The following is a 24,398-nucleotide window of genomic DNA, read 5'->3' as shown; positions in this document are numbered from 1 at the left end:
CTAGCAAGTTGAGCGGGGAAGGGCAAAGGGGTTGGCCCTCAGTTGCGGTTAGCTGCAAGCTCCGACCTAAGAAGGCGCAGCAGCCGGCCAACGAGCCTCTCCGGCGGATCGGATACGTCGAACGGTTCGCCAAGATCGCTGCCTGCGCCGAAAAGGAGGGCGAACTCCTCGCCGAAGGTTGTCGCCTCGAACTCCGACTCATCGATCGCGCGCGCGGCTTGGCGTTGGGCGATGCGCCGAAGATTCGCTTCGTGCGGCAAAGTCAGCCGGAATGCGCGAACGCTTGCGCCCGGCGCGATCGCGCGAATGCGCAGCGACAGGTCTTCGAGCTCTCCTGCGGACCGCCAATAATGGTTGATGATGAATCGGTCGTAGCCCGAGCGAAGATGATACGCGACGAGCAGCGCAAGGGTTTCGTGGAGCTCCGTTATTTCGTCGGCCGGCGGTGGGTTAAGAGCCGCGAGGCTATCCCCGTCGAGCGTGACGCTTCGTTCGATTGCCTCGCCAAGCGCTTCGCCAAGGGTCGATTTGCCGATCCCCAGCGGACCATTGAGGAGGATGACGAGCGGGAGGCTCAAGTCAAAGCCAACCACTTCTCCGCGCAAGCCAGTAGGGCACGATTGCGCTGATGAGGATCAGGCCAAGCGACATCGGGTACCCGAGAACCCACCTAAGCTCCGGCATATGCTCGAAATTCATGCCGTAGATTCCGGCGATGAGCGTCGGCGGCATGAAGATCACCGCGAAGACCGAGAAGACCTTCATCACGAAATTCTGCTCAAGGCTAATGAGGCCCAAGCTGGCGTCGAGCAGGAAGGTCAGATTGTCGTTTAGGAAGACGCTGTGATCGAGCAGCGCCTTCAAGTCGGAGTTGAAGCTGTCGATTCGCGGGGCGTAACTGCTGCCCTCGATCGACCCGCAATTGCGGAAGAAGGTCATCATCCGGCTGATGCTTACGGTCGAATGGCGAATCTCGGCGAGCAGTCGCTGGACCTGGCCGATGCGAAGCAAGAGCGCTTCCAGCCGGCGCTCGGTATGGCGCTCCTTCTCACGCCGCTTCAGATTCCGCTCGAACACCCGCGACGACAGGGTTTCGATCTCGCCCCCGGCATGTTCGTACTGGTCAGCTAGCTCGTCGACGATGATGTCGAGCAACTGGATCAGCACGCGGCGCGGACCGCTCGCCTTCTCCGGCTCCCCGTAGAGATGTTCGGCGAGCAGTAGGAAGGGCGCCGGCTCGGAGTAGCGCACGGTGACGAGCAGCTTATCGGAAAGGATGAAGCCGACCGGCTCGGCGCTGGGCTGACCATCCTCGATCATTCCAAGGATCGAGGCCGTCATGTGCAGCAAGCCATTGTGCTCGTAGAGGCGGCTGGAAGGCTCGATCTGCTTCAGATCCTCGCGGGTCGGGATGTTCTGGCCGAGCGCGCCTTCGGCCAACTTTTCCTCTTCCGGCGTCGGATTTAGCAGGTCGATCCACACGACCCCCTCGGGGACGGCGGCCATCGCAACCGGATCGACGGGCTTGATGGGACAGCCGGGGCCAAACAAACGCAGCATGGCTCGGTTGATCGCCCCAAGAGAAGGGATTGGCAAGCCTTGGCCGCCTCCCTAGCGTAAGCGGGTGACGAGCAGGACATTCGCCATCTCTGTCTTGCTCGCGGCAATTCTCTCAGCGCTTACCCTCGCCGCCATGGGGCGGTCGGCAATCTGTACCTGTGGCTTCGTCGACCTGTGGGGCCAGGTCGGGCCGCAGCAGAGCCAGATGCTGGCCGACTGGTATTCCCCAAGCCACATCATCCACGGCTTTTTATTCTACTGGATGCTAAGGCTGCTTTTTCCGGCGATGCACGAGGACCGGCGGTTCCAGACAGCCCTGTTCATCGAGGCGGCGTGGGAGGTAGCGGAGAATACGCCGTGGATCATCGACCGCTACCGCGAGGCGACAGCCGCGCTGGGCTATACCGGCGACAGCATCCTCAACAGCGTGAGCGACATCCTTATGATGGCCGCGGGCTACTGGCTGGCGAAGCGCATTCCGGTGTGGGCGAGCGTCGTGACCGTCGTAGCTCTGGAGCTGGTCGCGCTGTGGGCGGTGCGCGACAATCTGACGCTCAACGTGTGGATGCTGCTGTTCCCGACCGACTTCATCCGCGACTGGCAAGCGGGCGCTTAACGGCCGAGCGCGTCGAGGTTCTTCTTAGTGACGGGCGCTGCCATGCGCGCCACCGGTATCAGCGTCGGGCTTGAGCCGGAGCGGGCGAACGACTGGTGCGCGTCGAGCGCCCGGGCCAGCGTTCCGCCGACTGCCCGGCGATAATCGGAGTCGAAGTCGGCGGATTCGCGGAGCCGGTCAAGCTCGGCGCTTTGCTCGGGGGAGAGAGCGGCGCTCGGAAGCAGCTCGAGGCGGCGGCCGGCGAAGCTCAGTTGCGAAGCTACTCCGGTCTGGTCCCGGATGATCGCCTCCGCGGCGGCGCGGGTCGTGCCGCTCGCCGCCCGTTGGGCGGCAAGCTCTGACGCGCGGATCGCGAACAAGCTGCTGCTGCTCGCCACCTGCATGTAAAGAGCCGGAGCAAGGGCGACGGACGCTCCCGGCATGAGGGCCGCGGAAGAAGCGGCGGTCGGTGAAGGCCTGGTCCCCGTGCCCCGCCAAAACAGCCGCTCATCGCGAATGCGGCGCAAAGCAGGACCCCATGGCGGAACGCGTGAATGGCGGTCATTAAGCCTCCTTCAGGGCAGCCTAGCGCCCGAGCATCGACTCCGGTTTTACCACACGGTCGAACGTTTCCTCGTCGACCAGGTCGAGGTCCAGCCCCGCTTCCTTCAATGTCATGCCTTTCTTGTGGGCATGCTTGGCAATGGCGGCGGCATTGTCATAGCCGATTTCCGGCGCGAGCGCCGTCACCAGCATCAGCGAGCGGTTCATGAGGTCGGAGATTCGCTGCTCATCGGGCTCGAGGCCATCGAGCGTGCGCTCGGTGAAGCTTTCCATCCCGACCGAAAGGAGGTTGATCGAGCGGATGACGTTGGCGCCGATGAGCGGCTTGAAAACGTTCAGCTCCATATGGCCCTGAAGGCCGCCGATGGTGCAAGCGACATGATTACCCATCACCTGAGCGGCGACCATCGTCAGCATCTCGCACTGGGTCGGGTTGACCTTGCCCGGCATGATCGAGCTGCCCGGCTCGTTTTCCGGAAGCTTCAACTCGCCAAGGCCGCAACGCGGCCCGGATCCGAGCAGGCGGATGTCGTTCGCGATCTTGCTTAGCGAAACGGCAATGGTGTTGAGGACGCCGGAAAGCTCGACCAGCGTGTCGTGGGCGGCGAGCTCCGCGAATTTGTTGGGCGCCGAGGTGAACGGCAACTGGGTGAGGTTGGCGACTTCCTTGGCGAAGGCGTCAGCGAATCCCTTGGGCGCGTTGAGCCCGGTTCCGACCGCGGTTCCGCCCTGTGCGAGCATCATCACCCGCGGCAGGACGCCCTCCACCCGCTCGATGTTGGCCGCGATCTGCGCCGCATAGCCTGAGAATTCCTGGCCGAGGGTAAGCGGGGTCGCATCCTGGAGGTGGGTGCGGCCGATTTTGACGATCCCGTCCCACGCCTTGGCCTGGGCATCGAGACGCTTGTGGATGGTCTTGAGCGCGGGGAGCAGCCGGCGATGGACCGCAATCCCGGCGGCAATGTGCATCGCGGTCGGGAAGCTGTCGTTCGACGACTGGCCCTTGTTGACATGATCGTTGGGGTGGACCGGGGTTTTGCCGCCTCGGTCGCCGCTGAGCTTCTCATTGGCGCGGCCGGCAATGACCTCGTTGGCGTTCATGTTGGACTGGGTGCCCGAACCAGTCTGCCAGATGACGAGCGGGAATTGACTGTCGAGGTCGCCCCGCGCGACTTCCCCGGCGGCCTGCTGGATCGCCTCGGCGATCTCCGCATCCAGCCCGCCAAGCCGGGCGTTCACCCGGGCCGCCGCCTGCTTCACGTAGCCGAGCGCACGGACGATCTCGATCGGCATCTGTTCGCGTGTCCCGAACGGGAAATTGCCGATCGAACGCTCAGTCTGGGCGCCCCAGTAGCAGTCGCCGGGAACCTCGATAGGTCCGAAGCTATCGCTCTCGGTGCGGGTTTGAGTGACCATGAGATTCCTCGAATTGCTGTTCAGGTGGACGACGAGTGTCCCCGCCACGCACGGGGCATGACTGCCGTCATTTCTTTTTTGTGAAGTCGACGCTGACGACGTTGGACCCATCCTCGACCGCGGGTTCGGGCACGTCATTCTCCGCCTCGTCATGTTCTTCTGGCTCGAGCGGCGCGGCATTGGCTTGGAACTTCAGGCTGAAATCGACAGCCGGATCGACGAAATCGGTGACCGCAGCGAACGGCACAACCAGGGTCGAAGGAACGCCGCCGAACGACAATCCGACCGAAAAGCGGTCGTCCTCCACCTTCAAATCCCAGAAGCGGTGCTGGATGACGATGGTCATCTCGTCAGGGAAGCGCTCCGTCAGATGCTTGGGGATCGAAACCCCCGGGACCTTGGTCTGGAAGGTGATGTAGAAATGGTGGCCGCCGGGAAGATGTCCCCCTGCCCGCTCCACTTCCGAAAGGACCCGCCCAACAACGTCGCGAAGGGCTTCCTGGACGATCTCATCGTACGGAATCAGGCTTTCAGGCGTGTCGTCGGTCATGGGTTTCTGGTAGCCATCCCCGCCAAGCGGTCAAGCGGGGAGAAACGAGAATGCCGATCGATCACAAGCAGGCCTACGACGAGCAGAATATTTTCGCGAGGATCCTGCGCGGCGAGCTTCCCGGACGGGTGGTCGCGGAAAGCGAACACAGTCTTGCGATCGAGGACATCAATCCGCTTGCGCCAATTCACGTCCTGGTCTTGCCAAGGGGCGCTTACGTCAGCTGGGACGATTTCTCGGCCAACGCCTCCGACGCGGAGATCGCGGATCTTGTTCGCCTGATCGGTGAAGCTGCGAGAAAGACCGGCGCGGACACTCAGGGCTACCGGGTGTTGGCCAACACCGGCAAGCGCGGCGGGCAGGAGGTGCCTCACCTCCACGTCCACATCTTCGGCGGCCAGCCGCTGGGGCCGATGCTTAGCCGCTAGGTCTCCGCGCCGGCGTTGCAACGACGCCACAGCCCGCGTCCAATTAGCGATTGCCCTTGCCGATTGAGCCGCTAGGCTCCGCCCCACAAACGACGAGCGCGCGCGCCACCGGCCGCGCGCCAGGTCAAGGGGAACTCTATGCTACTCGATCGAGTCAAACCGCTCGACGCAATCCTGGCGACAGCGGAGAAAAAGTCGCTCAAGCGCACACTCGGCGCTTTCCAGCTTACCTTGTTCGGTATCGGTTGCATCATCGGCACCGGAATTTTCGTTCTGACATCCGCCGGTGCGCAAAAAGCCGGTCCGGGCCTGATGCTGGCCTTCGTCATCGCCGGCCTGGTCTGCATTGTCGCCGCCCTCTGCTATGCCGAGATCGCGGCGATGATCCCGGTCGCCGGCTCCGCCTACACCTACAGCTACGCAACCATGGGCGAGTTTTTGGCCTGGACCGTCGGCTGGGCCCTGGTGCTGGAATATGCCATCGCCGCCTCAGCCGTATCGGTAGGCTGGTCGGGCTATTTTACAGGCACGATCCTGAACGAATTCATGGGCATAGAATTGCCCGCCTTCCTCCGCGCTGGGCCGCTTGCATTCGGCGGCGCCGAAGGCGGCTTTATCAATCTTCCAGCGCTAATCATCGCGCTTCTGGTGACCTGGTTGCTGATGATCGGCACGACCGAGAGCGCTCGCGTCAACGCCGTGCTCGTCGCGATCAAGATCGCGGCCCTCACCGCCTTCATCGGCCTGACGTTGACCAGCGCCTATTTCGACCCTGACAAGTTCAATCCGTTCCTGCCCGCCGGAATCTTCGGCGGCTTCGGAACCGGTGTCGGCGCGGTCGGCGCCGCGGCAACGATCTTCTTCGCCTATGTCGGATTTGATGCTGTTTCGACTGCTGCGGAGGAAACCAAGAACCCGCAGCGCAACGTGCCGATTGGGCTGATTGGCAGCCTGCTGATCTGCACCGTCTTCTACATCCTGGTCGCGGCCGGTGCCGTCGGCACCATCGGCGGCCAGCCGATCATGGGCCCTGGCGGGGTACCTTTCCCGGCCGGTTCGGAAGAGCTTGCCCGTCAGTGCGCCCTGCCCGAACATGCGCAGGCGCTGGTCTGCTCGAACGAGGCACTGGCGCATGTGCTCCGCCAGATCGGCTTCTCCGGTGTCGGCAACATGCTGGGCATCGCCGCCTTCCTGGCTTTGCCTTCGGTCATCCTGATCCTGCTGTTCGGCCAGACCCGCATCTTCTTCGTCATGGCCCGCGACGGCCTGCTTCCGGAAAAGCTGTCGGAAGTGCATCCGAAATGGCGGACTCCGTATATCGTAACGGCCCTCACCGGCGTCGTCGTGGCCATCGCCGCGGCGTTCCTTCCGGTCGGACAACTTGCCGACATCGCCAACGCGGGTACGCTCTATGCCTTCCTGATGGTGGCCATTGCCGTGATGCTGTTGCGAAAGAGCGCGCCGGATCGCAAGCGTCCCTTCCGCGTACCGGGTTTGATAATCATCGGGCCGCTGACGGTGCTTGGAACATTGTTCCTGTTCTTCAATCTGCCGACCGCGGCCATGCTGGTCCTGCCGATCTGGTCGGTCGTCGGCTTCCTCATCTACTTCGGTTACAGCCGCAGCCGCAGCCACCTCGGTCGCGGAATCGTCGAGGTTCCGGAACTCGATCCAGATGCCCCGCCGATCGACGCCGCCCCGATGCCGGGCGCGCCGGTTCCAGGGTCGCCATCGACCCGCGAATAAACTGCGGCAAGTGCATCAAGGGAGGGGCGGTCTTCGGGCCGCCCCTTTTCTTTTGGCCTTAGGCGAGCAGGCTTCCGGCCAGTGCCCTCAGATCCTTTTCCGGGCGTGCGCCATAATGTTGGATCACTTCGGCAGCAGCGATTGCGCCTAGCCTAAGCGAATTCTCGAGCGTCATGCCGCGCGCGTGACCGGCGAGGAAGCCCGCTGCGAACAGGTCGCCTGCGCCAGTGGTGTCGACCAGCCGCTCGATAGGCTCCGCCGGAACGTCGGCGCGCTCGTCTGCGGAGATGGCAGAAGCGCCCTTTTCGCTCTTTGTGACGACGAGCAACGGCACGGCCCTGGCGAGAACCGCCTTGGCTTCCTCGATATCGTCGGTGGCCGCCATCGCCAGTGCCTCGGCCTCGTTGGCGAAAAGGATGTCGATCTTTCCGTCCCACAGCAGGTCCCAGAAGCCGCTGCGATGCCGGTCGACGCAGAACGTGTCGCTGAGGGTGAATGCGACCTTGCGGCCGGCGGCATGGGCCGCTTCGATCGCCGCTTCCATTGCTGCGCGCGGCACTTCCGGATCCCACAGATAGCCTTCGAGATAGAGGATCGCGGCCTCGGCGATCCGGTCGCGATCGATCGCCTTTGATTCCAGGCGCTGCGCCGCTCCGAGAAAGGTGTTCATCGTTCGGTGCGCGTCCGGCGTGACGAGAATCAACGAACGGGCAGTGGCTCCGACGTCGCCGCGTGCTTCGACCAGGAACTCGACCCCCTGCGATTCGATGTCGTGGCGGTAGATGTCGCCAAGCTCGTCGGTGGCGACCTGGCCGATGAAGCCAGCCTTGAGGCCAAGTGCGGCGACGCCGGCGGCGGTGTTTCCCGCTGATCCCCCGCTGACCTCGCGGCCCGGACCCATTAGCCCGTAGAGGCGCACGGCCTCCTCCTCATCGATCAACCGCATCGAATTCTTCGCCAAACCCTGCTCGGCGAGGAAAGCGTCGTCTGTGTCGGCGATGACGTCGACGATGGCATTGCCGATACAAAGCACGTCGAGGCGAGGCTGTGTCATGGATGGTCCTGTGGATGCTGGGAGAAGGCGAGGCCCCTAGCCTCGCCGTAGGGTACGGGCAAGCTTGCCAGTCGCATGGGTGGACGCCATGGTCCCGGCCATGCGCCGCATTTCCCTATTCGCTCTCACTCTTCTAGCGGCGGGCTGCGCAAGCACCCCGAAGCCGGAACCGTCCCGCCCCACGCCGACGCGGCCATCCGGGCCTGTCAGCGCCCTCGTCGGGCTGAGCGCCAATGAGCTCACCACCCTTTTCGGCGCGCCGCGGCTGCAGGTGCGGGAAGGGTCGGGGCTGAAGCTGCAATGGACGAGCACGACCTGTGTGCTCGACGCTTATCTCTATCCCGAAGGGGGCCGTGAGCGGGCGATGCACATCGATACGCGGCGACCGTCGGGCGACCGCATCGACCAGCGCAGCTGTGTCGCGACGTTAACTCGCTAGCCGCTCGGCAGCCCAGTACGCCGCATCCGCGACCACCGGATCGGGGTCGTCGCGAAGTTTTTCCGCGGCTGGCAAGAGATTCCGCGATCCGCTATTGCCGGCGGCGATCAGGCAATTGCGGACGAAGCGATTGCGGCCGATCCGCTTGATCGGCGAGCCGGAAAACATCTCGCGAAAAGCGGCATCGTCGAGGTCTAGGAGATCTGCGAGTTTCGGAGCGGCGAGTTCGGCGCGGGGCAGGAAGGCCCGGTTCGCGGCGGCGGATTCGGCAAAGCGATTCCAGGGACAGACTGCAAGGCAATCGTCGCAGCCGTAAATTCGGTTGCCGATGGCGCCGCGATAATCGTGCGGGATCGGGCCGGCGAGCTCGATCGTGAGGTAGGAGATGCATTTGCGCGCGTCGATCTCGCCCGGAGCGGTGATCGCGCCGGTGGGGCAGGCGGCAATGCAGCGGCTGCAGCTTCCGCAATGGTTGGAGCCGGGCGCGTCGGGCTGGAGTTCCAGCGTGGTGTAGATGATTCCAAGGAACAGCCAGTTGCCATGTTCCCGGCTGAGCAGGCTGGTGTGCTTGCCCTGCCATCCGATCCCGGCGGCCTGGCTAAGCGGTTTTTCCATCACTGGGGCAGTGTCGACGAACACCTTGAGCTCGGATGGGCAACGATCGACCAGCCAGTGGGCGAGCGCCTTCAGCGCCTTCTTGACCGTCTTGTGATAGTCGCCGCCCTGGGCATAGACCGAGATCCGGCCGAGCTCGGGGTGCGATTCGAGTTCGAGCGGGTCGCGCGCCGGGGCGTAGCTCATGCCAAGCGCGATGACGCTTTTCGCGTCGGGCCAGAGGCCGGCCGGACTTGCACGCTGTTCCTTGCGGGTCTCCATCCAGCCCATCTCGCCGTGGCGGCCCTCACCCAGCCAGCGAAGCAGGTTCGGACCCGCATGGGCCGCCGCATCCGCGCGCGCGAAGCCGCAGGCGACGAAGCCCAGCTCGGCCGCCTTTTCGCGGATCTCCTGCTCAATGGTCATTGTCATTTACACTTTCGGCCTTAGCACAGGGGCCATGTCCGCCAACTACGCCGCGACGGCGACCGACATGGTGAAGAGGTTTGGCGATACCCTGGCGGTCGCTGGCGTGAGCCTGGCCGTGCCAGCCGGCTCGATCTACGGAATTCTCGGGCCCAATGGCGCTGGCAAGACGACGACGATCCGCATGCTGCTGGGTATTATCGACCCCGACAGCGGAAGCCGCGCATTGCTCGGCCGGGAGAGGCCGCTCGAGGCCGCCCACGAGGTCGGCTACCTGCCCGAGGAACGCGGACTCTATCCGGCGATGGCTTGCGAGGAAGCCATCGCGTTCATGGGCGCGCTTCGCGGGCTGCCGATCAAGGAAGGGCGCGCCCGGGCCATCGAACTGCTTCACGGCCGCGGGCTCGGCGACTGGATCGGCAAGCCCATCCGGACACTATCGAAAGGCATGGCACAGACCGTCCAGCTTCTCGGGACCATCGTCCATGAGCCCAAGCTGATAGTGCTCGACGAACCCTTCTCGGGTCTCGACGCGATCAACCAAGCGAAGCTGGAGGAATTGATCCGCGCCGAGGCGGCAGCCGGGGCGACGGTCATCTTCTCTACCCACGTCATCGCCCACGCCGAGCGGCTGTGCGAGCGGGTGGCGATCATCGCCGCCGGCAAGGTCGCCTTCGACGGCGCGGTCGACGAGGCGCGGGGCCGGCTCCGGCCGATCGTGCATTTGCGAACCCGCGCCGAGGACGGCCCATGGCGTTCTGCTCTGCCGGCCGATGCGCGGCTGGTCGGCCGCGAGTGGCGGTTCGAACTGCCACAGGGCGGGCCGGAGCCATTGCTTCGCGCACTGCTCGACGGGGGAGCCGGGATAGAGACTTTGAGCATCGAGCGGCCGGGGCTTCACGACGCCTTCGTCGCGATCGCCGGGGAGGCCGCTGCGCGCAAGATGGACGATCCGGTCGAGGTGGCAGCATGACCGTCCGCGAAACCCTTGGCGCGGCCTATGTCATCGGCCGGCGAGACTTCAAGGCAACGGTTTTCAGCAAGACCTTTCTGCTGTTCCTGCTAGGGCCGCTGTTGCCATTGGTCTTCGGCTTCATCTTCGGCGGAATCGGCGCTCAGGCGGAAAGGAACGAGACCCCGCCGACGGTCGCGGTTATTGCCCAGCCGGAAGAGTTTGCGCTGATCGACAAGGCGCGCACCAGGTTCGAGCCGCTGGAGGAAGGTCGCCCGCTGGTGCACCTGCGCCGGGTTGCGCCGGACGCCGATGTGCCCACCCAGCGCGACCGCCTGCTGGCGGCGGAAGAAGAAAAATTGCTTGGCGTGCTGGAAGGCGGGCTCAAGTCACCGCACTTCACCGGAGCGGTCAATGCCGACGGTCGCACGGTCAAGCAGATCGCTCTGTTCGTCGACGAAGCGCAGCGCATGGCGCTGGGCGCGCCGGTATCGCGCGGGCCGCCGGTCAAGATCAGCCTCACCGACCAGTCCGGCGGGTCGCTGGCCTTCGCCCGGACGGTCACCGCCCGGGCCGGCCAGTTCCTCATCTTTTTCCTCACCGTGTTCCTGGCCGGCATGCTTCTCAGCCAGCTGATCGAGGAGAAATCCAACAAGGTGATCGAGGTGCTGGCTGCCGCCGTGCCGGTCGATTCCATCTTCATTGGCAAGTTGTTCGCGATGCTGGCGATGTCGCTGGTCGGCATCGCGGTGTGGCTCACGGCGGGCGCGGTGGGCGCGGCGCTGTTTCTCGACCAGGGGCTTGGCTCGTTGCCTCCGCCAGCGGTGGGATGGCCGGTCTTCGTCGCGCTCGGCTTCCTTTATTTCACGACCAACTATCTGCTCATCGGTGCCGTCTTCCTTGGCATCGGATCGCAGGCCTCGACGGTGCGCGAAGTGCAGACATTGTCGATGCCGGTGACCATGGCGCAGGTACTGCTGTTCGGTTTCGCAGTGCTCGGCGTCGGCCAGCCGATGAGCGCGGAGGCGATCGGAGCGGCGATTTTCCCGCTTTCGTCGGCCTATGCGATGATCGCCAGGGCGGCCGAAGAACCGCTAATGTGGACGCACATATCTGCTCTCGCCTGGCAGATACTGTGGGTCATGCTAATCCTGCGATTATCGGCGAGGCTGTTCCGGCGAAGCGTCCTCAAATCCGGCCCGGCCTTCCGCTGGCCGTGGCAAAAGCGAGCGGCGGTCTAAATCAAACGGGCTTCGCAGCAGTCCGCTTTCGACCCATCGATAAATCTAGGACACCGGCGGGAATAGCCATCGTGCGACGAAGGCCGCCAAGCCCGCTCCCATAAACTGCGCGACAACGAAAAGAGGGACGTCATGCGGCGCGATGCCCGCAAATGTGTCGGATAAGCTGCGAGCCACGGTAATGGCTGGGTTGGCGAAGCTGGTTGAGGACGTGAACCAATAGGCAGCGGTAATATAGAGCGCGACAGACGCTGGCACCCATGCCGGCCGGTGGCGCACGGTACCCAGAATGGTCAAGATCAGGCCGAAGGTCGCGATAGCCTCGCCGGTCCACTGGCCGATTCCCGTTCGCGCCCTCGCCGACAGTTGCAGGGTCGGCAGGTCGAACATCAAATGCGCCGCCCACGCCCCAAGGATCCCGAAGCCGAGCTGGAAGGCGATATAGGCTGCCGCCTCGGTCCACGGCATCTCGCGGCGCGACGCGGCGACCAGGCTGACGGCCGGATTCATATGCGCGCCGGAAATCGGCCCGAGCATCGTGATGAGCACGAACAGGATCGCGCCGGTGGCCACGGTGTTGGCTAGCAGCGCCACCGCATCGTTCCCGCCAGATAGGTTCTGCGCCATGATCCCCGAGCCGATGACGCAGGCGAACAGGAAGAAGGCGCCGATTCCTTCGGCCGCGAGCCGCCTCGCCAGCGGAATGCGCGTCATGGCTCGCACCGTGGCGGCTCCTTGTCCCCGCTTCCCAATTCCCGCTGCATGTAGAGCGTGTCGAGCCAGCGCCCCAGCTTGCGCCCTACCGAATGCATTCGGCCAGCCTCGACGAATCCGGCCTTGCGATGGATTGCCACGGACGCAGGCTCCGCCCCGCCGATGACGGCGATCATCTGGCGAAAGCCGGCACGCTCGGCGGCTTCGATCAGCGCGACCAGCAAGGCACCGCCGACGCCGCGTCCGATATGCGAAGGCTCGATGTAGATGCTGTTTTCGCACGTCGACAGATATGCTGGCCGATCGCGGAACTGCGTGGCGTAAGCATAGCCGACCACCGCCCCACCTTCCTCGGCTACCAGATAGGGCCAGCCATGTTGCGCGCATTCCTTGATCTTCGCCGCAGTCTCTTCGGTCGTGCGCGGTACGGTGTCGAAGCTCGCCGTCCCATGCGCCACGTGATGCGCATAGATTGCGGCGATGACCTCGGCATCGTCAGGACGCGCCTCACGGATCGTCGGGATCAAGCGGCGGCCTTGGGCAGGCAGCATTTCGCTTGGCCCAAGCTGTCGCTCAGTGCCCCGAGCTCCGGGCTGTCGCCATAGGTCGTCGCCTCGCCGTCCGTGTAGAACGTCTCCCAGACGATGCCGTCCGGGTCGCTGATCCAGCTCTTCTCGGACTTGGCGTAACAGCAGGTCGTGCGACCCTCTTCCAGCACCGGGCGGTCGGCTGCTTTCAGTCGGCCATAGACTTCGCTCAGCTCGTCTGTGCTCTCAACCTGAATCCCCAGATGCTCGATGCCTTTCTTGGCATGACTGCCCTGTGAGATCGCGAAATTGACGCGCGGATCGTCGAGCATCCACTTGGCGTAATCGCCTTTCCGGACGGTCGGCTCGGCTGCGAACAGGGTCGAATAGAAACGGATTGACTGGTCGAGATCCTCGACCCCGACGTGGACGTGAAGGCGCTTCATGCGGATTTCCTTTCAGCGGATTCGGGTTCGCATGCGGCGTCGGTTTCGCAATCGGTTCCGGCGCAGCAATTTTCCATGAGGTAGCCGACGAGCGCATTCATCGCGGCGTAGTTGGCCCGGTAGATCAGCGAGCGATGCTGCCGTTCCTGCAGGATCAGCCCGGCATTCTTGAGCTGGGCGAGGTGGAAGGACAGGGAACTATTGGGCACGCTCAGTTGATCGGCAATCGCACCGGCCGCCATGCCCTTCTCGCCGGCTTGCACCAGCAAGCGGAACAGCGCGAGCCGATGTTCTTGAGCAAGCGCGCCTAGCGCTTCGATTGCAGACGTGGCTTTCATTAGCAGTTCCTCATTTCGATTGGACTCGAAATGTCAGAGCCGACGAGCGGAGTCAATAACCTTTCGAAAGAAATCGAAATGAGAAAGAGTCAGCTTCCCACTCAAAGCCGACTCTAGCCGATCGCCTCCTTCGCGATGGCTCGCCAGCATCCATTCACTGGATGGCTGCACTCGCCATCTCAGTGAGCTTCGCCATCAGCGCGCGGTGGGGGAACGGGCCGTGGCTGATCCGTGCCACCCCGGCCTCCGCCCAGACGTTCTTGTCGGGCGCGCCGGGGAACGCGATGGCGTTCAAGGGTAGCGGCACCTCGCGGACGACGCGCTCAATATGCTTCGGGTCGGCGATTCGCGGGACGAAGAAGCCCGAGGCGCCGGCGTCGGCATAGGCCTTGCCGCGTTCGATGACGGCATCGATCAGCGCATCGTCCTGCTTTTCCGCCTTGATCATCAAGTCGGTACGGGCATTGATGAAGAATTCGCTGCCAACCGCCGCGCGGATCGCGTCAATACGGGTGACCTGGGTATCGATCGGATGAACGCCCTCCCCGCCGACCACCTGGTCCTCGAAATTGCAGCCGACCGCGCCGGTTTCCTTCAAGGCCGCGACATTGGCCGCGGCCTCGCCCGGATCGGTGGAATAAGCGCCTTCGAAATCGACGGTCAGCGGCAGGTCGACGGCAGCAAGAATTCGCCGTGCGTTGCCGAACACGAAGTCGAGCGGGACCTTCTGGCCGTCGCCGAACCCGGCGGCATCGCCGACCGGATGGCTGCCGGTGGCGAGTGCTTTCGCTCCCGCCGCCGCGACCGCGAGCGCGCTGCCCGTGTCCCAGATGTTATAAAGGACAACGGGATCGCCCGGGACGTGAAGCGCTGCGAAGGTGGCGAAATCGCGGGCCATGACTGTTCGTCTCCTTAGACGCGCTCGGGGTAGATCGGGCGGATGTCGACCGGAATGTCCTTCATCGTGGCAATAACGGCCTCAGCCTGCGGATCGAGCTTGCCCCACTTGTCGAGGAACGCCTTCACGCCAGCATAATCACCATTGCCCTGCATCCGGACGATCTCGCCGACGAGATCGCGGATGGCGCCGTCGATCTTGGCTTCGTCGACGCGGAAACGCTTGGCGCCCTCGTCCCAGACGATTCCGCCACGGTCGCGGATGAAGCTGTACTGCATCGCTGCGCCGCGCCCGTGCGCCTCGCCGACCCCGAAGCGCATCGCGCGGAACAGTCCGGCGACGTAGGTCGCGCGAATCTGTCTGCGCTCGGCATTGGGGAGGATGCCCTTGTCCATCATGTAGAGGATGTTCCAGGCGCCCATGACGTCGGCCTTGGCCTCTTCGAGGCCACCGGCAATTTCCTTCAATTCCTGGTCGACGGTGGTCTTGCGGCCATTCACGACAATGCTGCCCGGTCCCAGGCTGTGGCTAAGCTCGTGGAACAGGGTTTCCATGAACATGTAGCGCTGGGTGACGTCGCCAGCCTGGTCGGAGACCAACGTAAGCGAGGCCATCGGCTTCAGGATTCGATCGTACTTCGCGCCAAGGACATTGCGCAGGATGACTTTCTTGGCCCCCTTGGCCTCGCGGACGCGCTCGTCGTTGGGCAGGTTAAAGGCGACCGTCTGGACGCCCGGCACATTGTCGCCGCCGCCGTGGATCTGGTCGGCGACCGCAATTGGGGATTCGAAGCCGCGCTGGAAATTCTTATACTTCGATTCGACGGGGAGATTTTCCTCCATGCCGCGAAGCTCGCCCTTGTAAACGTCGAGCGCCTGGCTTTCCTTGGGATCGCGCAGTGTGACGAACGCCTCGAACGCCGTCTTCCGCCCGTATAGTTCGTCGGTGTAGACTTCATAGGGGCCGATCGCGACTTCGATCGGCGTGTCCTTGAGATCCATCCAGGCGAGCTCGGATTCGAAATAGTCGTCGGTGCGGAAGGCTTTGGCGCGAAGGGCCAGAAACTTCTTGAGGCTGGGGTTGGTGGTCTTCTCCGACGCCTGCTCAAGCAGCTTGGCGGCCGGCTCCAGCCATTGCTTGTACTCCTTGCTGTACGGCACGGCGACCAACTTGTCCCCCTGCCGCTTGACCACCGTATAGGGACTCAGCAGCGCCTCGCGCTCACCCGGATTCGCCGCGAGATATTTGTCGAATTCGTCCTTGGTAAGGTCGGCCGGGTAGAAGCCGGCACCGGCGGGCCTGGCCTTGCCGCCGAAGAAAGGCTCGCCGTCGTTGATGGAATCCCATGGACCGAAAAAGGCGTCGAACCGCTCGAGCAAGGCGGGATCATTCTTCGCCGCGATGTCGCTTCGAAGCTGGTCGAAACCCGGCGTCGCCTGCCGCTTGTAGATCTCGCTCATGTAGCCGGCGGCCTGGATCAGCAGGTTGACGACCTCTTTCTCCTCCGCGCTCAGGTAGGAGACGTCCGGATTCATCTCGATCCGCGCGAGCTTTGACAGGCCATCGGCGGTTTCGCCAGCCGTTGTTTCGGAAGTGGCGGTGCCGTTAGCAGGCGCCTGGCCCTGCTGGCAGGCGGCGAGCGTGAGGATGGACAAAGCGGAGGCGGCAGCAAGCCAGCGGGCATGTTTCATGGTCGAGGCTCCTAAGGTCGTGATTTCGAGCGGGCTAGTCCCGTTCGATTAATGGACAAACCGGGCAACGACGTCGCGGTAGGACCGGCTGACCTTCACCTGTGCACCGGAATCTAGAACCAGGAAGCACTCGCCGTTGGTGTGCGGCTTGACCTGGCGGACCTGGTCGAGATTGACGATGGTCGAGCGGTGAACCCGCTGGAAACGGCGCGGATCGAGCCGCTTTTCGAGGTCCTTCATAGTCTCGCGCAAGATCAGCGTGTTGTCGCCTGTCTGGATGCACATGTAGTCGCCGGCAGCATCGATCCGCTCGATCGAGTCGACGTCGACCCGGAAGATCTGTCCCTGGTCGCGGATATTGATCATCTTCTCGAAACGGTTGGCCGACGGAGTGTCGCTTCCGGTATCGGCCAGTTCCTCGGCCGCTTCCGGCGCGTGCTCGACCAGGGCCTCCTTTAGGCGTTCCGCTTCCTCGGCCCCGCGCTTCTCGGCCAGCCGCTGGCGCACCCTGTCGAGGGTTGCGGCCAAGCGGTCTTCCTCCACCGGCTTGACGAGATAATCCGCCGCCTGCGCCTCGAACGCGCGAACCGCATGCTCGCCATAAGCGGTGACGAACACGAACAAGGGAGGCTCGACGTCCATCAGGCCCTGGACGACCGAAAAGCCGTCGAAGCCCGGCATCTGGATGTCGAGAAAGACCAGATCCGGCTTGTACGTCTTGATCGCGCGGATCGCTTCGCGGCCATTGGCGGCGGTGGCGACAATCTCGACATCGTCATGGGCCTGAAGACGAAGCTGGAGCCCTTGCGTGGCAAGGGGTTCGTCATCGACCAAGATGGTTCGGATGGTCATGCTGGTTCCTTGTGTTTGCGAGCGTCGCTGTCATCGAACGGAATGTCGAGGATAACGCTGAAGCCGCCGTTTTCGTTCTGCCGGGTGACGATTCCGTGCGCCGGGCCATAGGCCTGGGCAAGCCGATCGCGAATATTGGCGAGGCCAACGCCGGTTGAGGCATGGGACGCAAGTTCTGCCGAAGTCCCGGCGCCGCTGTCCGCGACTTCGATCCGGACTCCCCGCCCCTGGCGTTCGGCCTTTATCCAGATGTCAGCCCCTGTCTCGCTTGGAGTAACCGCATATTTGATCGCATTCTCAACGAGGGGCTGGAGAAGCAGCGATGGCAGCTTCGCGCCGATGGTCGCGGCATCGATCCGGAAATGCGGGCGAAGCCGGTCCTCGAAACGCATCTTTTCGATTTCGAGATACAGCTTCAGGGTCTCCACCTCCTGCGCCAGCGTGACCTGCGCGGTCGGCTCGTTCGCCAGTGTGTAGCGCAGGAACGAGGAGAGCCGCGCGAGCATCGCATTGGCCCGCTCCGTTTGTTTGAGCAGAACGAGGGTCGAGATCGAGTTCAGCGTATTGAACAGGAAGTGCGGGTTGAGCTGGTAGCGAAGCATCGCCAGCTGTGCAGTCGACGCCTGATGTTCCAGCTGCGCACGCTGATCGATTTCCTCTTCCAGAAGCAGATAATAGTTGATTCCGTAATAGAGCGCCGACCAGGCGATCAGCAGAACGAAATCGAGTAACAGGGCCCCGAGATACTCGAGCCCGGCGGGCTGATAATTCGGCTTCAGGAACGTGGCGTAGCTCCACGTTTCTATGACCGAGAAGGTCCCGGCGGCAATCACGACGGTCGCGAAGGACAGGATCAGGGTCCACATCACACGCATCGCGATGAGGCGACGGAACAGGCTGGCCATCAGCAAGGTCAGCGAATAGCCGGTAGCCGTCAGCAGAAGGGCGTGGACGACGAACATCGCGCCCATCGAATTGGCGAGGCCGCTAAGCGAGCGGAGGATGAAATAGCCGCCCCATCCGATCGATTGCAGGACCCAGAAGGCACGGTTCTTGTCCGAGAAGAAGGGCGCATCTAGCCCGACACCCTTGAGGATCGGCTTGGCTGGGCCCTTGGGCCGAGCCTTGAGCGGCGCCGGCTGGAGCGCCAGCGCGCTCGCGGTGTCGGCCGTCATCGCGGTCTCGCCGGCCTGGTTCAAAGCGCAGTTCCGCAGAAGAGCATGAGGGCGATATAGGCTAGCGTGCCGCCAAGCCCAAGCGCTACCGGGCGCCGCAAATCGCGGCTGGCGGTCGCGCTGGCGGAAAAAGCGCGCTAGGAGGCCCGCAACATTACCATTTCGAGGGTTGTCGATGCTGCGTCGTCTGGTCTGTGCTGCCGCTTTATGCCTCTCCGCCTGCCAGGCTCAACAGAGCCCGGAAAAGGCTCCCGATCAATCCGCTCCATCGGCAGTCGCGCCGATCCTGACCGGCGAAGACGCGGTCGACACTTACAGCTATGCAAAGCCGCTTGAGGCACGGGTGGCCAACGTCGATCTCGACCTTGCACTCGATTTTGCGGGGAAAAAGGTTTCCGGCACAGCGGCGCTTGACGTCATCGCCCAGCCGAACGTTCGCGAAGTGGTGCTCGATAGCAAAGGTCTCGCGATCGCGAAGGTAACCGACGCCAACGGCAAGCCGCTGTCGTTCAATCTGGGAGCCAACGACGCGGACAAAGGCGCTCCGCTGACGGTGGCGCTTCCGGGCGACGGCAAGCAGCGGATCGTCATCCATTATTCATCCGGACCCGATGCCGCAGCGCTGCAGTGGCTCACGCCCGAGCAAACCGCCGGCAAGAAGCACCCTTATCTGCTTAGTCAGGGCCAGCCGACCCTCAACCGCACATGGATTCCCACTCAGGACAGCCCCGGTATCCGCCAGACGTGGAGCGCCACGGTGACCGCGCCGGAGCCGCTCAAGGTCGTCATGTCCGGTGAAAGGCTGACGTTAGAAGGCGAGCCCGCAGGCGACAGGCGCCGCGCTTTCAAGTTCAGGATGGACAAGCCCGTCGCGCCCTACCTGATCGCCATCGCCGCCGGCGACCTCGCGTTTCGCGAGCTTGGACCGCGCACCGGCGTGTGGACCGAGCCGGTCATGCTCGACAAGGCCGCCGCCGAACTGGCTGACACGGAGAAAATGGTCGAAGCGGCGGAAAAGCTCTACGGGCCCTACCGCTGGGGCCGCTACGACGTGATCGTCCTCCCGCCATCCTTCCCTTACGGTGGGATGGAGAATCCAACCCTCACCTTCCTGACGCCGACCTTCATCGCCGGGACAAGAGCCTTGTCGGGCTTGTGGCGCATGAACTGGCGCACAGCTGGTCGGGCAACCTCGTCACCAATGCGACGTGGGCCGACAGCTGGCTGAACGAAGGCTTCACCTCCTATTTCGAGAACCGGATCATGGAAGCGATCTACGGCAAGCGCCGCGCTTCCCAGGAAGAGGCGCTGAGCTTCGACGACATGAATGAGTCGCTGAAGGAAGAGGGGATGAGCAGCCCCACGACGCGGCTTAACCTCGCGGCCAAGGAGGGCACTCCGGATGGCGGCGCGGGCGGTATCGTCTACGACAAGGGCGCGACTTTCCTGCGCACTCTGGAAAGGTTGATCGGCCGCGAGCGCTGGGACGCCTATCTGCGCTCCTACTTCGACCGGCACGCCTTCCAGCCGATGACTTCCAAGCGCTTCCTCGCCGATTTGCGCGCACAGCTGATCAAGGGGGACAAGAAGCTGGAAGAAAAGCTACTGCTCGATCAATGGGTCTATGAACCGGGGCTCCCGGCCAACGTCGCAAGGCCCGATCCCCAGGCGTTCGCCGCGGTCGATCAGGCGGTCACAGCATACGCTGGGGGAAACTCGACGCCGGCCGGCTTCTCCGATTGGACGACGGCCGAGAGGCTGCGTTTCCTCAACACGCTCCCGCGCAAGCTCGACAAGTCCAGGTTGGACGAGCTCGCCCAGAAGTTGCGGCTCAACGAAGCCGGCAACAACGAAGTTCTGTTCGCGTGGCTGAAGCTCGCCGTCCAGAACCGCTATGATCCCGCAATCCCGGCGCTTGAGAAGTTCCTGGCGATGCAGGGGCGGCGCAAGTTCGTGTTGCCGCTGTTCGAGGAACTGGCGAAGGACAAGGAATGGGCATGCCGATCGCCAAACGGCTTTATCCGAAGGTCCGCTCAGGCTACCACAGCGTGACCTACAAGTCGGTCGACGAGCTGAACCTCGGCTAGCTTTTCGACCGGTTGTACCAGGCGTTGAAGGAGACGGTGAACCGCTCCTTCGTCGACATGTTCGGGTAGACCCAGTGGCGTAGGTAGCCCGGCCATAAAAGCAGCGTGCCGGCCGCCGGACGAAGCGTGAACTTTCCGCGCGTGAAAGGCGTCTCGATCCGAGCGCTTGTTCCAAGCGAGCCGCGCGGATCGATAAACTCGATAGCCCCGGACATCTTGTCCTCCTCCCGCTCCGGAAGCGGAACCTGCGCATAATAAGTTCCCGACCAAAAGCTTCCGGGATGATCGTGCGGCGCATTGAAAGCGTGGGAAGGGTTGATGTTGACCCAGCCTTCGCAGGCGACGGCCAGCTCCGCGGGGAGCTTCGGCATGGTCTGCCTGGTCGCCTTTTCGACGAAGGCGCGGATTCGCTTCGCGAGCTCGGCATGCGCCGGCTCCTTGCGCTGGAAGAAATCGGCCTCGCTGTGCCAGCCGTAACGGTTTGAGCGCTCGACACCGGACTCCCTGCCGCGCCTCTCCAGTGTCTCAGCGACGAGCCGCCCGTTGAGAGTGTCGGAATTCTCCACCTGGGTCATCAGCAATGGCACCGGAAACAGGTTGATGAGCTCGATTTCACCGGCTTGCGCGACCATAGTCACAATTCCCTCATGAACGGCCAATATGCGGCGGTCTCTTCTGGCCAGCTTTCCCGGACGGGGTGGTAGCGTCGGAAAAGTCCGGCTAAAAGGTAAGCGGGTCTCAACAGTCTCCGAAAAAAGGGCAAGACATGAAATATGTTGGATTGGCGGCGCTCGCCGTTGCGACACTCGCAACGCCGGCTCTCGCTCGCGATGGACAAGGCTACATAGGCGTCGAAGGCGGCGTACTATTCCCGGATGACATCGACATTGACGTCACCCAGGACCAGGAAGGCACTTTCGTCGACATCGACGACGCCTATGAAATCGACCTCGAGAACGGCTTCGACGTCGACCTCGTCGGGGTTACGACTTCGGAATGTTCCGACTTGAAGGCGAGCTTGGGTACAAGCGTGCCTCGGTCGATGAGCTTGGCGGCTTTTTCGCCGAGGGTACCGACAGCGTCGACGGCGACGGCAGCGTCAATGTCCTCTCGATCATGGGCAATGCGCTTCTCGACTTCGGCAACGAGAACGGCTTCAGCGTCTATGGCGGGGGCGGCCTGGGCTATGCGCGGGTCCGCGTCAACGATGCCGAGAGCGCGTTCGACCAGATCGACGGCGAGGAAACCGGTCTTGCCTGGCAGCTTATTGCAGGCGTCCGCTATGCGGTCTCCGACAACATCGATCTTGGCCTTAAGTACCGTTACTTCCAGGGTCCGGAAATGGAGTTCGGCCAGCAGTTCACCGGCGATAGCTTTGTCGAATATGACGCTGGCCGCTTCAAGTCGCACTCTTTGCTGGCGAGCCTGATCGTAAATCTCGGCGGTACCGAGCCGGCTCCACCGCCTCCTCCGCCTCCGCCGCCTCCTCCTCCGCCGCCGCCACCAGCGACTCAGACCTGCCCGGACGGCTCGGTCATTCTCGCGACAGAGGCATGTCCGCCTCCGCCGCCGCCGCCTCCGCCACCGCCGGAGCCGGAACGCGGCTAATCGATTGATTTTTGTAATTTGGGCCCGGGAGACAGCGTTCTTCCGGGCCTTTTCAATGGCCTATCCTAAAACAGGCGAACTTTCGGCCATTCAAGGTTTTAACTCGGCTTAAACCCTCTTGCGCTACCCCGCGAAGGTGTAATTCAGGCAGGAAGCGGGATGTACGAGGCACCGGATCGTTACAAGCGCATGGTATCGGCACGCCTTCCGGGCGGGGAGTCGCTTGCGCTCACGAACCAGGTCCAGGATGACTGCGGATCGCCTCTTCGCGACGCGCAGTTGATTTCGCGAGCCCATCTCGCGCCGATCTTTGCTGCAGCGAACATCGTCGCAGCGTTGCTGATGGGGAGCCTGCTGTGGAGCAAGCTCCCCACGGTGCTGCCGATCAGCTGGGCCGGTGGCGTTGTCGTCATCAACCTTCTGGCGATGCATCTCGCGAGGACCCAGTCGATCACCCATGTCGGGCGGTCGGGTCGGAAAGTCCCGCAATGGCAAATGGTCGGCGAGGTGCTCTTGCGCGCCTGCGCTTTCCTCAGCCTGCCGCTTTATGCCTTCCCGATGCTCGACGGGGCGACCCAGGCGACGAGTGCGTCGCTGATCGCCGGCCTCGGCGTTGCCGCTCTCGGCCTCGTCGTTGTTCCGGCGTGCGTCACGGCGTGGATGGCGAGCTTCACCGCCGCCGTGTGCTTCGCGCTGTTCGTGGGGCGCGATTCGCTTCCGTTCCGCGACATGCTGGTTATTGCCTTCACGCTCGGCGCTGCGCTGATCGGAGTGTTCGCGGTCGCCCGCTGGGCCTTCCGTCAGCTCAAGACCAACGCCGACATGGGCTCGGCCAGCGAAAGTGCCTCGCTTCTCCTCCAAGAATATGAGCAGCGCGGTGTCGGCTGGCTGTGGCAGGTCGATGCAGAGAACCGCGTCACTTATATCTCGTCGCGAATGACGGCCCTGCTGGGCAAGCCGGCCAGCGCGCTGCTCGGCCATTCACTCCCCGCCTTGCTTGGGGCAATGCCGAGCTCGGTCGGATCCTGCTCGAGAAGCAGCCGTTCAATTCGCTCGAAATGGAATTGAAGACGGCCCGCGGCACGCGCTGGGTGTCGATCGCTGGCGACCCGATCATTGACACCGCCGGGCGCTTCGAAGGCTTCCGCGGCGTCGGCTCCGACATCACCGAAATTCGCCACACCCAGGAGAGGCTGACGCACCTTGCGAACGTTGACGTTCTGTCCGGCCTGCCCAACCGCGGCCGAGTTCGGCAGCTGCTCGGCGAGGCGCTTCGCCAGGCGACGGTAGGGAATGTGCCGTGCGCGATCATGTTTCTCGACCTCGACGGGTTCAAGCCGGTCAACGACACCTTTGGCCACCCCAAGGGCGACGCCGTGCTTCAAGCTGTCGCCAAGCGTCTGGTCGAACAAGTCGGCTCTGACGGCCATGTCGGCCGCATGGGCGGCGACGAGTTCGCGATCGTCGTCACTGACGCGCAGAGCCGCAAGAAGGTCGAGATGCTGGCCGACGCGATCATTCGTTCCGTCGCCGAGCCCTACATGATCGACCAGACCGAAATTCGCATCGGCGTGTCGATCGGCTGCGCATTCGGGCCAATCGACGGGGCAACCGTTGACGACCTCATTCTCAAGGCCGACCTTGCGCTCTACCAAGCTAAGGATGCCGGGCGCGGTGTGGCCAAATATTTCTCGGCCGAACTTCAGTCCGAACAGGACGACCGCGTACGGCTGGAAACTGACCTCCGCAACGCCATTGCCGCCAAGCAATTCCACCTGATGTTCCAGCCGCTGGTCAGCGCCAGGACCCAAAACCTGATCGGCTTCGAAGCGCTCATTCGGTGGAACCATCCGCAACGCGGGCTGATCCCGCCGCCGGTGTTCATCCCGGTGGCCGAGGAAAGCGGCCTGATGGGCGCAATTGGCGAATGGGTCATCGACGAAGCCTGCCGGGCGATCGCTAGCTGGCCCGAGCCGATCACCGTCGCGATCAACATCAGCCCGAAGCAGATCGTCATGCCCTCGCTTCCGAACATGGTGAGCCAGGCGCTATCCCGCTACCGAGTGCCCGGCAACCGCCTGGAGCTCGAAGTCACCGAGGGGGTTTTCCTCGGCGCTGAGAATGCGACGCTCGACACGCTGAAACGCCTTCGCGCGCTTGGGGTCGGGATCGCCCTCGACGATTTCGGAACCGGCTATTCCTCGATCGGCTACCTCAACAAGGCCGTCTTCCATAAGCTGAAGATCGACGGCAGCTTCGTTCGGGAAGCGGGCACGCGGCCGGAGAATGTCGCGATAATCCAGTCAATCGTCCAGCTGGCAAAGAGCTTCCGTATGAACGTCACCGCCGAGGGCGTCGAAACCGCTGAGGACTTCGAGCGTATGCGCGATCTGGGCGTAGACACGATCCAAGGTTATCTGTTCGGCCGGCCTCTCTCCTACGACCGTGCGAACCAGATGGTCCGCGGCCTCGATCAGCAGCGCAAGGCCGGGTGACT

At 63.4% G+C, this 24,398-nt stretch carries 26 protein-coding genes and 1 pseudogene; 11 read left to right on the top strand and 16 right to left on the bottom strand.

The genetic code is table 11. From position 1 onward, the window contains the following. Window positions 1-38: 38 nt before the first annotated feature. On the bottom strand, window positions 39-578 hold the full coding sequence (locus G7076_RS00440) for a Gar/GrdA family gentamicin resistance ATP-binding protein (protein WP_166199452.1): 540 nt from the start codon (window positions 576-578) through the stop codon (window positions 39-41). A 1-nt stretch (window position 579) separates the two neighbouring features. Next, entirely contained in the window at window positions 580-1,560 is a 981-nt protein-coding gene (locus G7076_RS00435; RefSeq protein WP_166199450.1) for a magnesium transporter CorA family protein, read from the bottom strand. 64 nt (window positions 1,561-1,624) lie between these two features. On the opposite strand from G7076_RS00435, the gene G7076_RS00430 reads away from it, so the two are divergent. Then, window positions 1,625-2,176: a DUF2585 family protein gene (locus tag G7076_RS00430; RefSeq protein WP_166199448.1), complete on the top strand. Its 552-nt coding sequence runs from the start codon at window positions 1,625-1,627 to the stop codon at window positions 2,174-2,176. On the opposite strand, the gene G7076_RS00425 is transcribed toward G7076_RS00430, so the two are convergent. The 3 genes from G7076_RS00425 to G7076_RS00415 all read right to left on the bottom strand — a co-directional run bounded on the left by G7076_RS00425 (window position 2,173) and on the right by G7076_RS00415 (window position 4,685). Further along, window positions 2,173-2,598 (bottom strand): DUF4142 domain-containing protein, encoded by a 426-nt coding sequence (locus tag G7076_RS00425; RefSeq protein WP_166199446.1) that lies wholly within the window; start codon window positions 2,596-2,598, stop codon window positions 2,173-2,175. The genes G7076_RS00430 and G7076_RS00425 overlap by 4 nt on opposite strands. A gap of 142 nt (window positions 2,599-2,740) precedes the next feature. Then, entirely contained in the window at window positions 2,741-4,135 is a 1,395-nt protein-coding gene (fumC, locus tag G7076_RS00420; RefSeq protein WP_166199444.1) for a class II fumarate hydratase, read from the bottom strand. Between the two features lie 67 nt (window positions 4,136-4,202). Beyond that, window positions 4,203-4,685: a ClpXP protease specificity-enhancing factor SspB gene (locus G7076_RS00415; RefSeq protein ID WP_166199442.1), complete on the bottom strand. Its 483-nt coding sequence runs from the start codon at window positions 4,683-4,685 to the stop codon at window positions 4,203-4,205. Between the two features lie 50 nt (window positions 4,686-4,735). On the opposite strand from G7076_RS00415, the gene G7076_RS00410 reads away from it, so the two are divergent. Both G7076_RS00410 and G7076_RS00405 read left to right on the top strand, forming a co-directional pair. Then, window positions 4,736-5,113: an HIT domain-containing protein gene (locus G7076_RS00410; RefSeq protein ID WP_166199440.1), complete on the top strand. Its 378-nt coding sequence runs from the start codon at window positions 4,736-4,738 to the stop codon at window positions 5,111-5,113. A gap of 138 nt (window positions 5,114-5,251) precedes the next feature. Further along, entirely contained in the window at window positions 5,252-6,859 is a 1,608-nt protein-coding gene (locus G7076_RS00405; protein ID WP_166199438.1) for an amino acid permease, read from the top strand. Between the two features lie 58 nt (window positions 6,860-6,917). On the opposite strand, the gene G7076_RS00400 is transcribed toward G7076_RS00405, so the two are convergent. Next, window positions 6,918-7,913, bottom strand: a complete 996-nt coding sequence (locus G7076_RS00400) for an adenosine kinase (protein ID WP_166199436.1) — start codon at window positions 7,911-7,913, stop codon at window positions 6,918-6,920. A gap of 88 nt (window positions 7,914-8,001) precedes the next feature. Between G7076_RS00400 and G7076_RS00395 the strand changes: the two genes are divergently transcribed. Beyond that, window positions 8,002-8,352 (top strand): hypothetical protein, encoded by a 351-nt coding sequence (locus G7076_RS00395; RefSeq protein ID WP_206367545.1) that lies wholly within the window; start codon window positions 8,002-8,004, stop codon window positions 8,350-8,352. On the opposite strand, the gene queG is transcribed toward G7076_RS00395, so the two are convergent. After that, a complete protein-coding gene (gene queG / locus G7076_RS00390; RefSeq protein WP_166199432.1) occupies window positions 8,341-9,378 on the bottom strand; it encodes a tRNA epoxyqueuosine(34) reductase QueG in 1,038 nt (345 codons plus the stop codon). The genes G7076_RS00395 and queG overlap by 12 nt on opposite strands. Before the next feature lie 28 nt (window positions 9,379-9,406). Here queG and G7076_RS00385 point away from each other — a divergent pair, with 28 nt between their 5' ends. After that, a complete protein-coding gene (locus G7076_RS00385) occupies window positions 9,407-10,345 on the top strand; it encodes an ATP-binding cassette domain-containing protein (RefSeq protein ID WP_166199430.1) in 939 nt (312 codons plus the stop codon). Beyond that, a complete protein-coding gene (locus G7076_RS00380; RefSeq protein ID WP_166199428.1) occupies window positions 10,342-11,565 on the top strand; it encodes an ABC transporter permease in 1,224 nt (407 codons plus the stop codon). The genes G7076_RS00385 and G7076_RS00380 overlap by 4 nt, the downstream gene beginning before the upstream one ends. 45 nt (window positions 11,566-11,610) lie before the next feature. On the opposite strand, the gene G7076_RS00375 is transcribed toward G7076_RS00380, so the two are convergent. From G7076_RS00375 to G7076_RS00340, 8 genes are all read right to left on the bottom strand, one after another. After that, a complete protein-coding gene (locus tag G7076_RS00375; RefSeq protein WP_166203213.1) occupies window positions 11,611-12,279 on the bottom strand; it encodes an MIP/aquaporin family protein in 669 nt (222 codons plus the stop codon). Beyond that, a complete protein-coding gene (locus G7076_RS00370; RefSeq protein WP_166199426.1) occupies window positions 12,276-12,806 on the bottom strand; it encodes a GNAT family N-acetyltransferase in 531 nt (176 codons plus the stop codon). The genes G7076_RS00375 and G7076_RS00370 overlap by 4 nt, the downstream gene beginning before the upstream one ends. Then, window positions 12,803-13,252 carry an ArsI/CadI family heavy metal resistance metalloenzyme gene (locus G7076_RS00365; protein WP_166199424.1) on the bottom strand — a complete coding sequence of 150 codons (450 nt, stop codon included), beginning with the start codon at window positions 13,250-13,252 and terminating at the stop codon, window positions 12,803-12,805. The genes G7076_RS00370 and G7076_RS00365 overlap by 4 nt, the downstream gene beginning before the upstream one ends. Continuing rightward, entirely contained in the window at window positions 13,249-13,590 is a 342-nt protein-coding gene (locus G7076_RS00360) for a metalloregulator ArsR/SmtB family transcription factor (protein WP_166199422.1), read from the bottom strand. The genes G7076_RS00365 and G7076_RS00360 overlap by 4 nt, the downstream gene beginning before the upstream one ends. A gap of 154 nt (window positions 13,591-13,744) precedes the next feature. Beyond that, complete coding sequence (locus G7076_RS00355; RefSeq protein ID WP_166199420.1) at window positions 13,745-14,488, bottom strand: isocitrate lyase/phosphoenolpyruvate mutase family protein; 744 nt, start codon at window positions 14,486-14,488, stop codon at window positions 13,745-13,747. A 14-nt stretch (window positions 14,489-14,502) separates the two neighbouring features. After that, window positions 14,503-16,179 (bottom strand): hypothetical protein, encoded by a 1,677-nt coding sequence (locus G7076_RS00350; RefSeq protein WP_166199418.1) that lies wholly within the window; start codon window positions 16,177-16,179, stop codon window positions 14,503-14,505. A gap of 48 nt (window positions 16,180-16,227) precedes the next feature. Beyond that, on the bottom strand, window positions 16,228-17,031 hold the full coding sequence (locus G7076_RS00345; RefSeq protein ID WP_166199416.1) for a LytTR family DNA-binding domain-containing protein: 804 nt from the start codon (window positions 17,029-17,031) through the stop codon (window positions 16,228-16,230). Further along, window positions 17,028-18,206 (bottom strand): sensor histidine kinase, encoded by a 1,179-nt coding sequence (locus G7076_RS00340; protein WP_166199414.1) that lies wholly within the window; start codon window positions 18,204-18,206, stop codon window positions 17,028-17,030. Before G7076_RS00340 ends, G7076_RS00345 begins: the two co-directional genes overlap by 4 nt. A 175-nt stretch (window positions 18,207-18,381) precedes the next feature. Between G7076_RS00340 and G7076_RS00335 the strand changes: the two are divergent. Together G7076_RS00335 and G7076_RS12245 are read left to right on the top strand one after the other, a co-directional pair. After that, window positions 18,382-19,715 (top strand): annotated as a pseudogene (locus G7076_RS00335) (M1 family aminopeptidase/hydrolase); the annotation flags it as partial. Window positions 19,716-19,736: 21 nt separating this feature from the next. Next, window positions 19,737-20,258, top strand: coding sequence for a leukotriene A4 hydrolase C-terminal domain-containing protein (locus G7076_RS12245; RefSeq protein WP_240913934.1), 522 nt, complete (start codon window positions 19,737-19,739; stop codon window positions 20,256-20,258). Between the two features lie 31 nt (window positions 20,259-20,289). Here G7076_RS12245 and G7076_RS00330 read toward each other — a convergent pair whose 3' ends face one another. Beyond that, complete coding sequence (locus G7076_RS00330) at window positions 20,290-20,925, bottom strand: TIGR02466 family protein (RefSeq protein WP_240913933.1); 636 nt, start codon at window positions 20,923-20,925, stop codon at window positions 20,290-20,292. Window positions 20,926-21,289: 364 nt separating this feature from the next. Between G7076_RS00330 and G7076_RS12615 the strand changes: the two genes are divergently transcribed. The 3 genes from G7076_RS12615 to G7076_RS00315 all read left to right on the top strand — a co-directional run bounded on the left by G7076_RS12615 (window position 21,290) and on the right by G7076_RS00315 (window position 24,396). Further along, on the top strand, window positions 21,290-21,901 hold the full coding sequence (locus G7076_RS12615) for an outer membrane beta-barrel protein (protein ID WP_166199410.1): 612 nt from the start codon (window positions 21,290-21,292) through the stop codon (window positions 21,899-21,901). A 159-nt stretch (window positions 21,902-22,060) separates the two neighbouring features. Beyond that, a complete protein-coding gene (locus tag G7076_RS00320; RefSeq protein WP_166199408.1) occupies window positions 22,061-22,969 on the top strand; it encodes a PAS domain-containing protein in 909 nt (302 codons plus the stop codon). Beyond that, on the top strand, window positions 22,960-24,396 hold the full coding sequence (locus G7076_RS00315; RefSeq protein WP_166199406.1) for an EAL domain-containing protein: 1,437 nt from the start codon (window positions 22,960-22,962) through the stop codon (window positions 24,394-24,396). Before G7076_RS00320 ends, G7076_RS00315 begins: the two co-directional genes overlap by 10 nt. The last annotated feature ends 2 nt before the right edge of the window (window positions 24,397-24,398 follow it).

The organism is Sphingomonas sp. HDW15A, from assembly GCF_011301715.1.
Taxonomy (GTDB): domain Bacteria; phylum Pseudomonadota; class Alphaproteobacteria; order Sphingomonadales; family Sphingomonadaceae; genus Sphingomicrobium.
The sequence above is the reverse complement of the archived record's forward strand: the minus strand, read 5'-3'. Positions and strand labels throughout refer to the sequence as shown.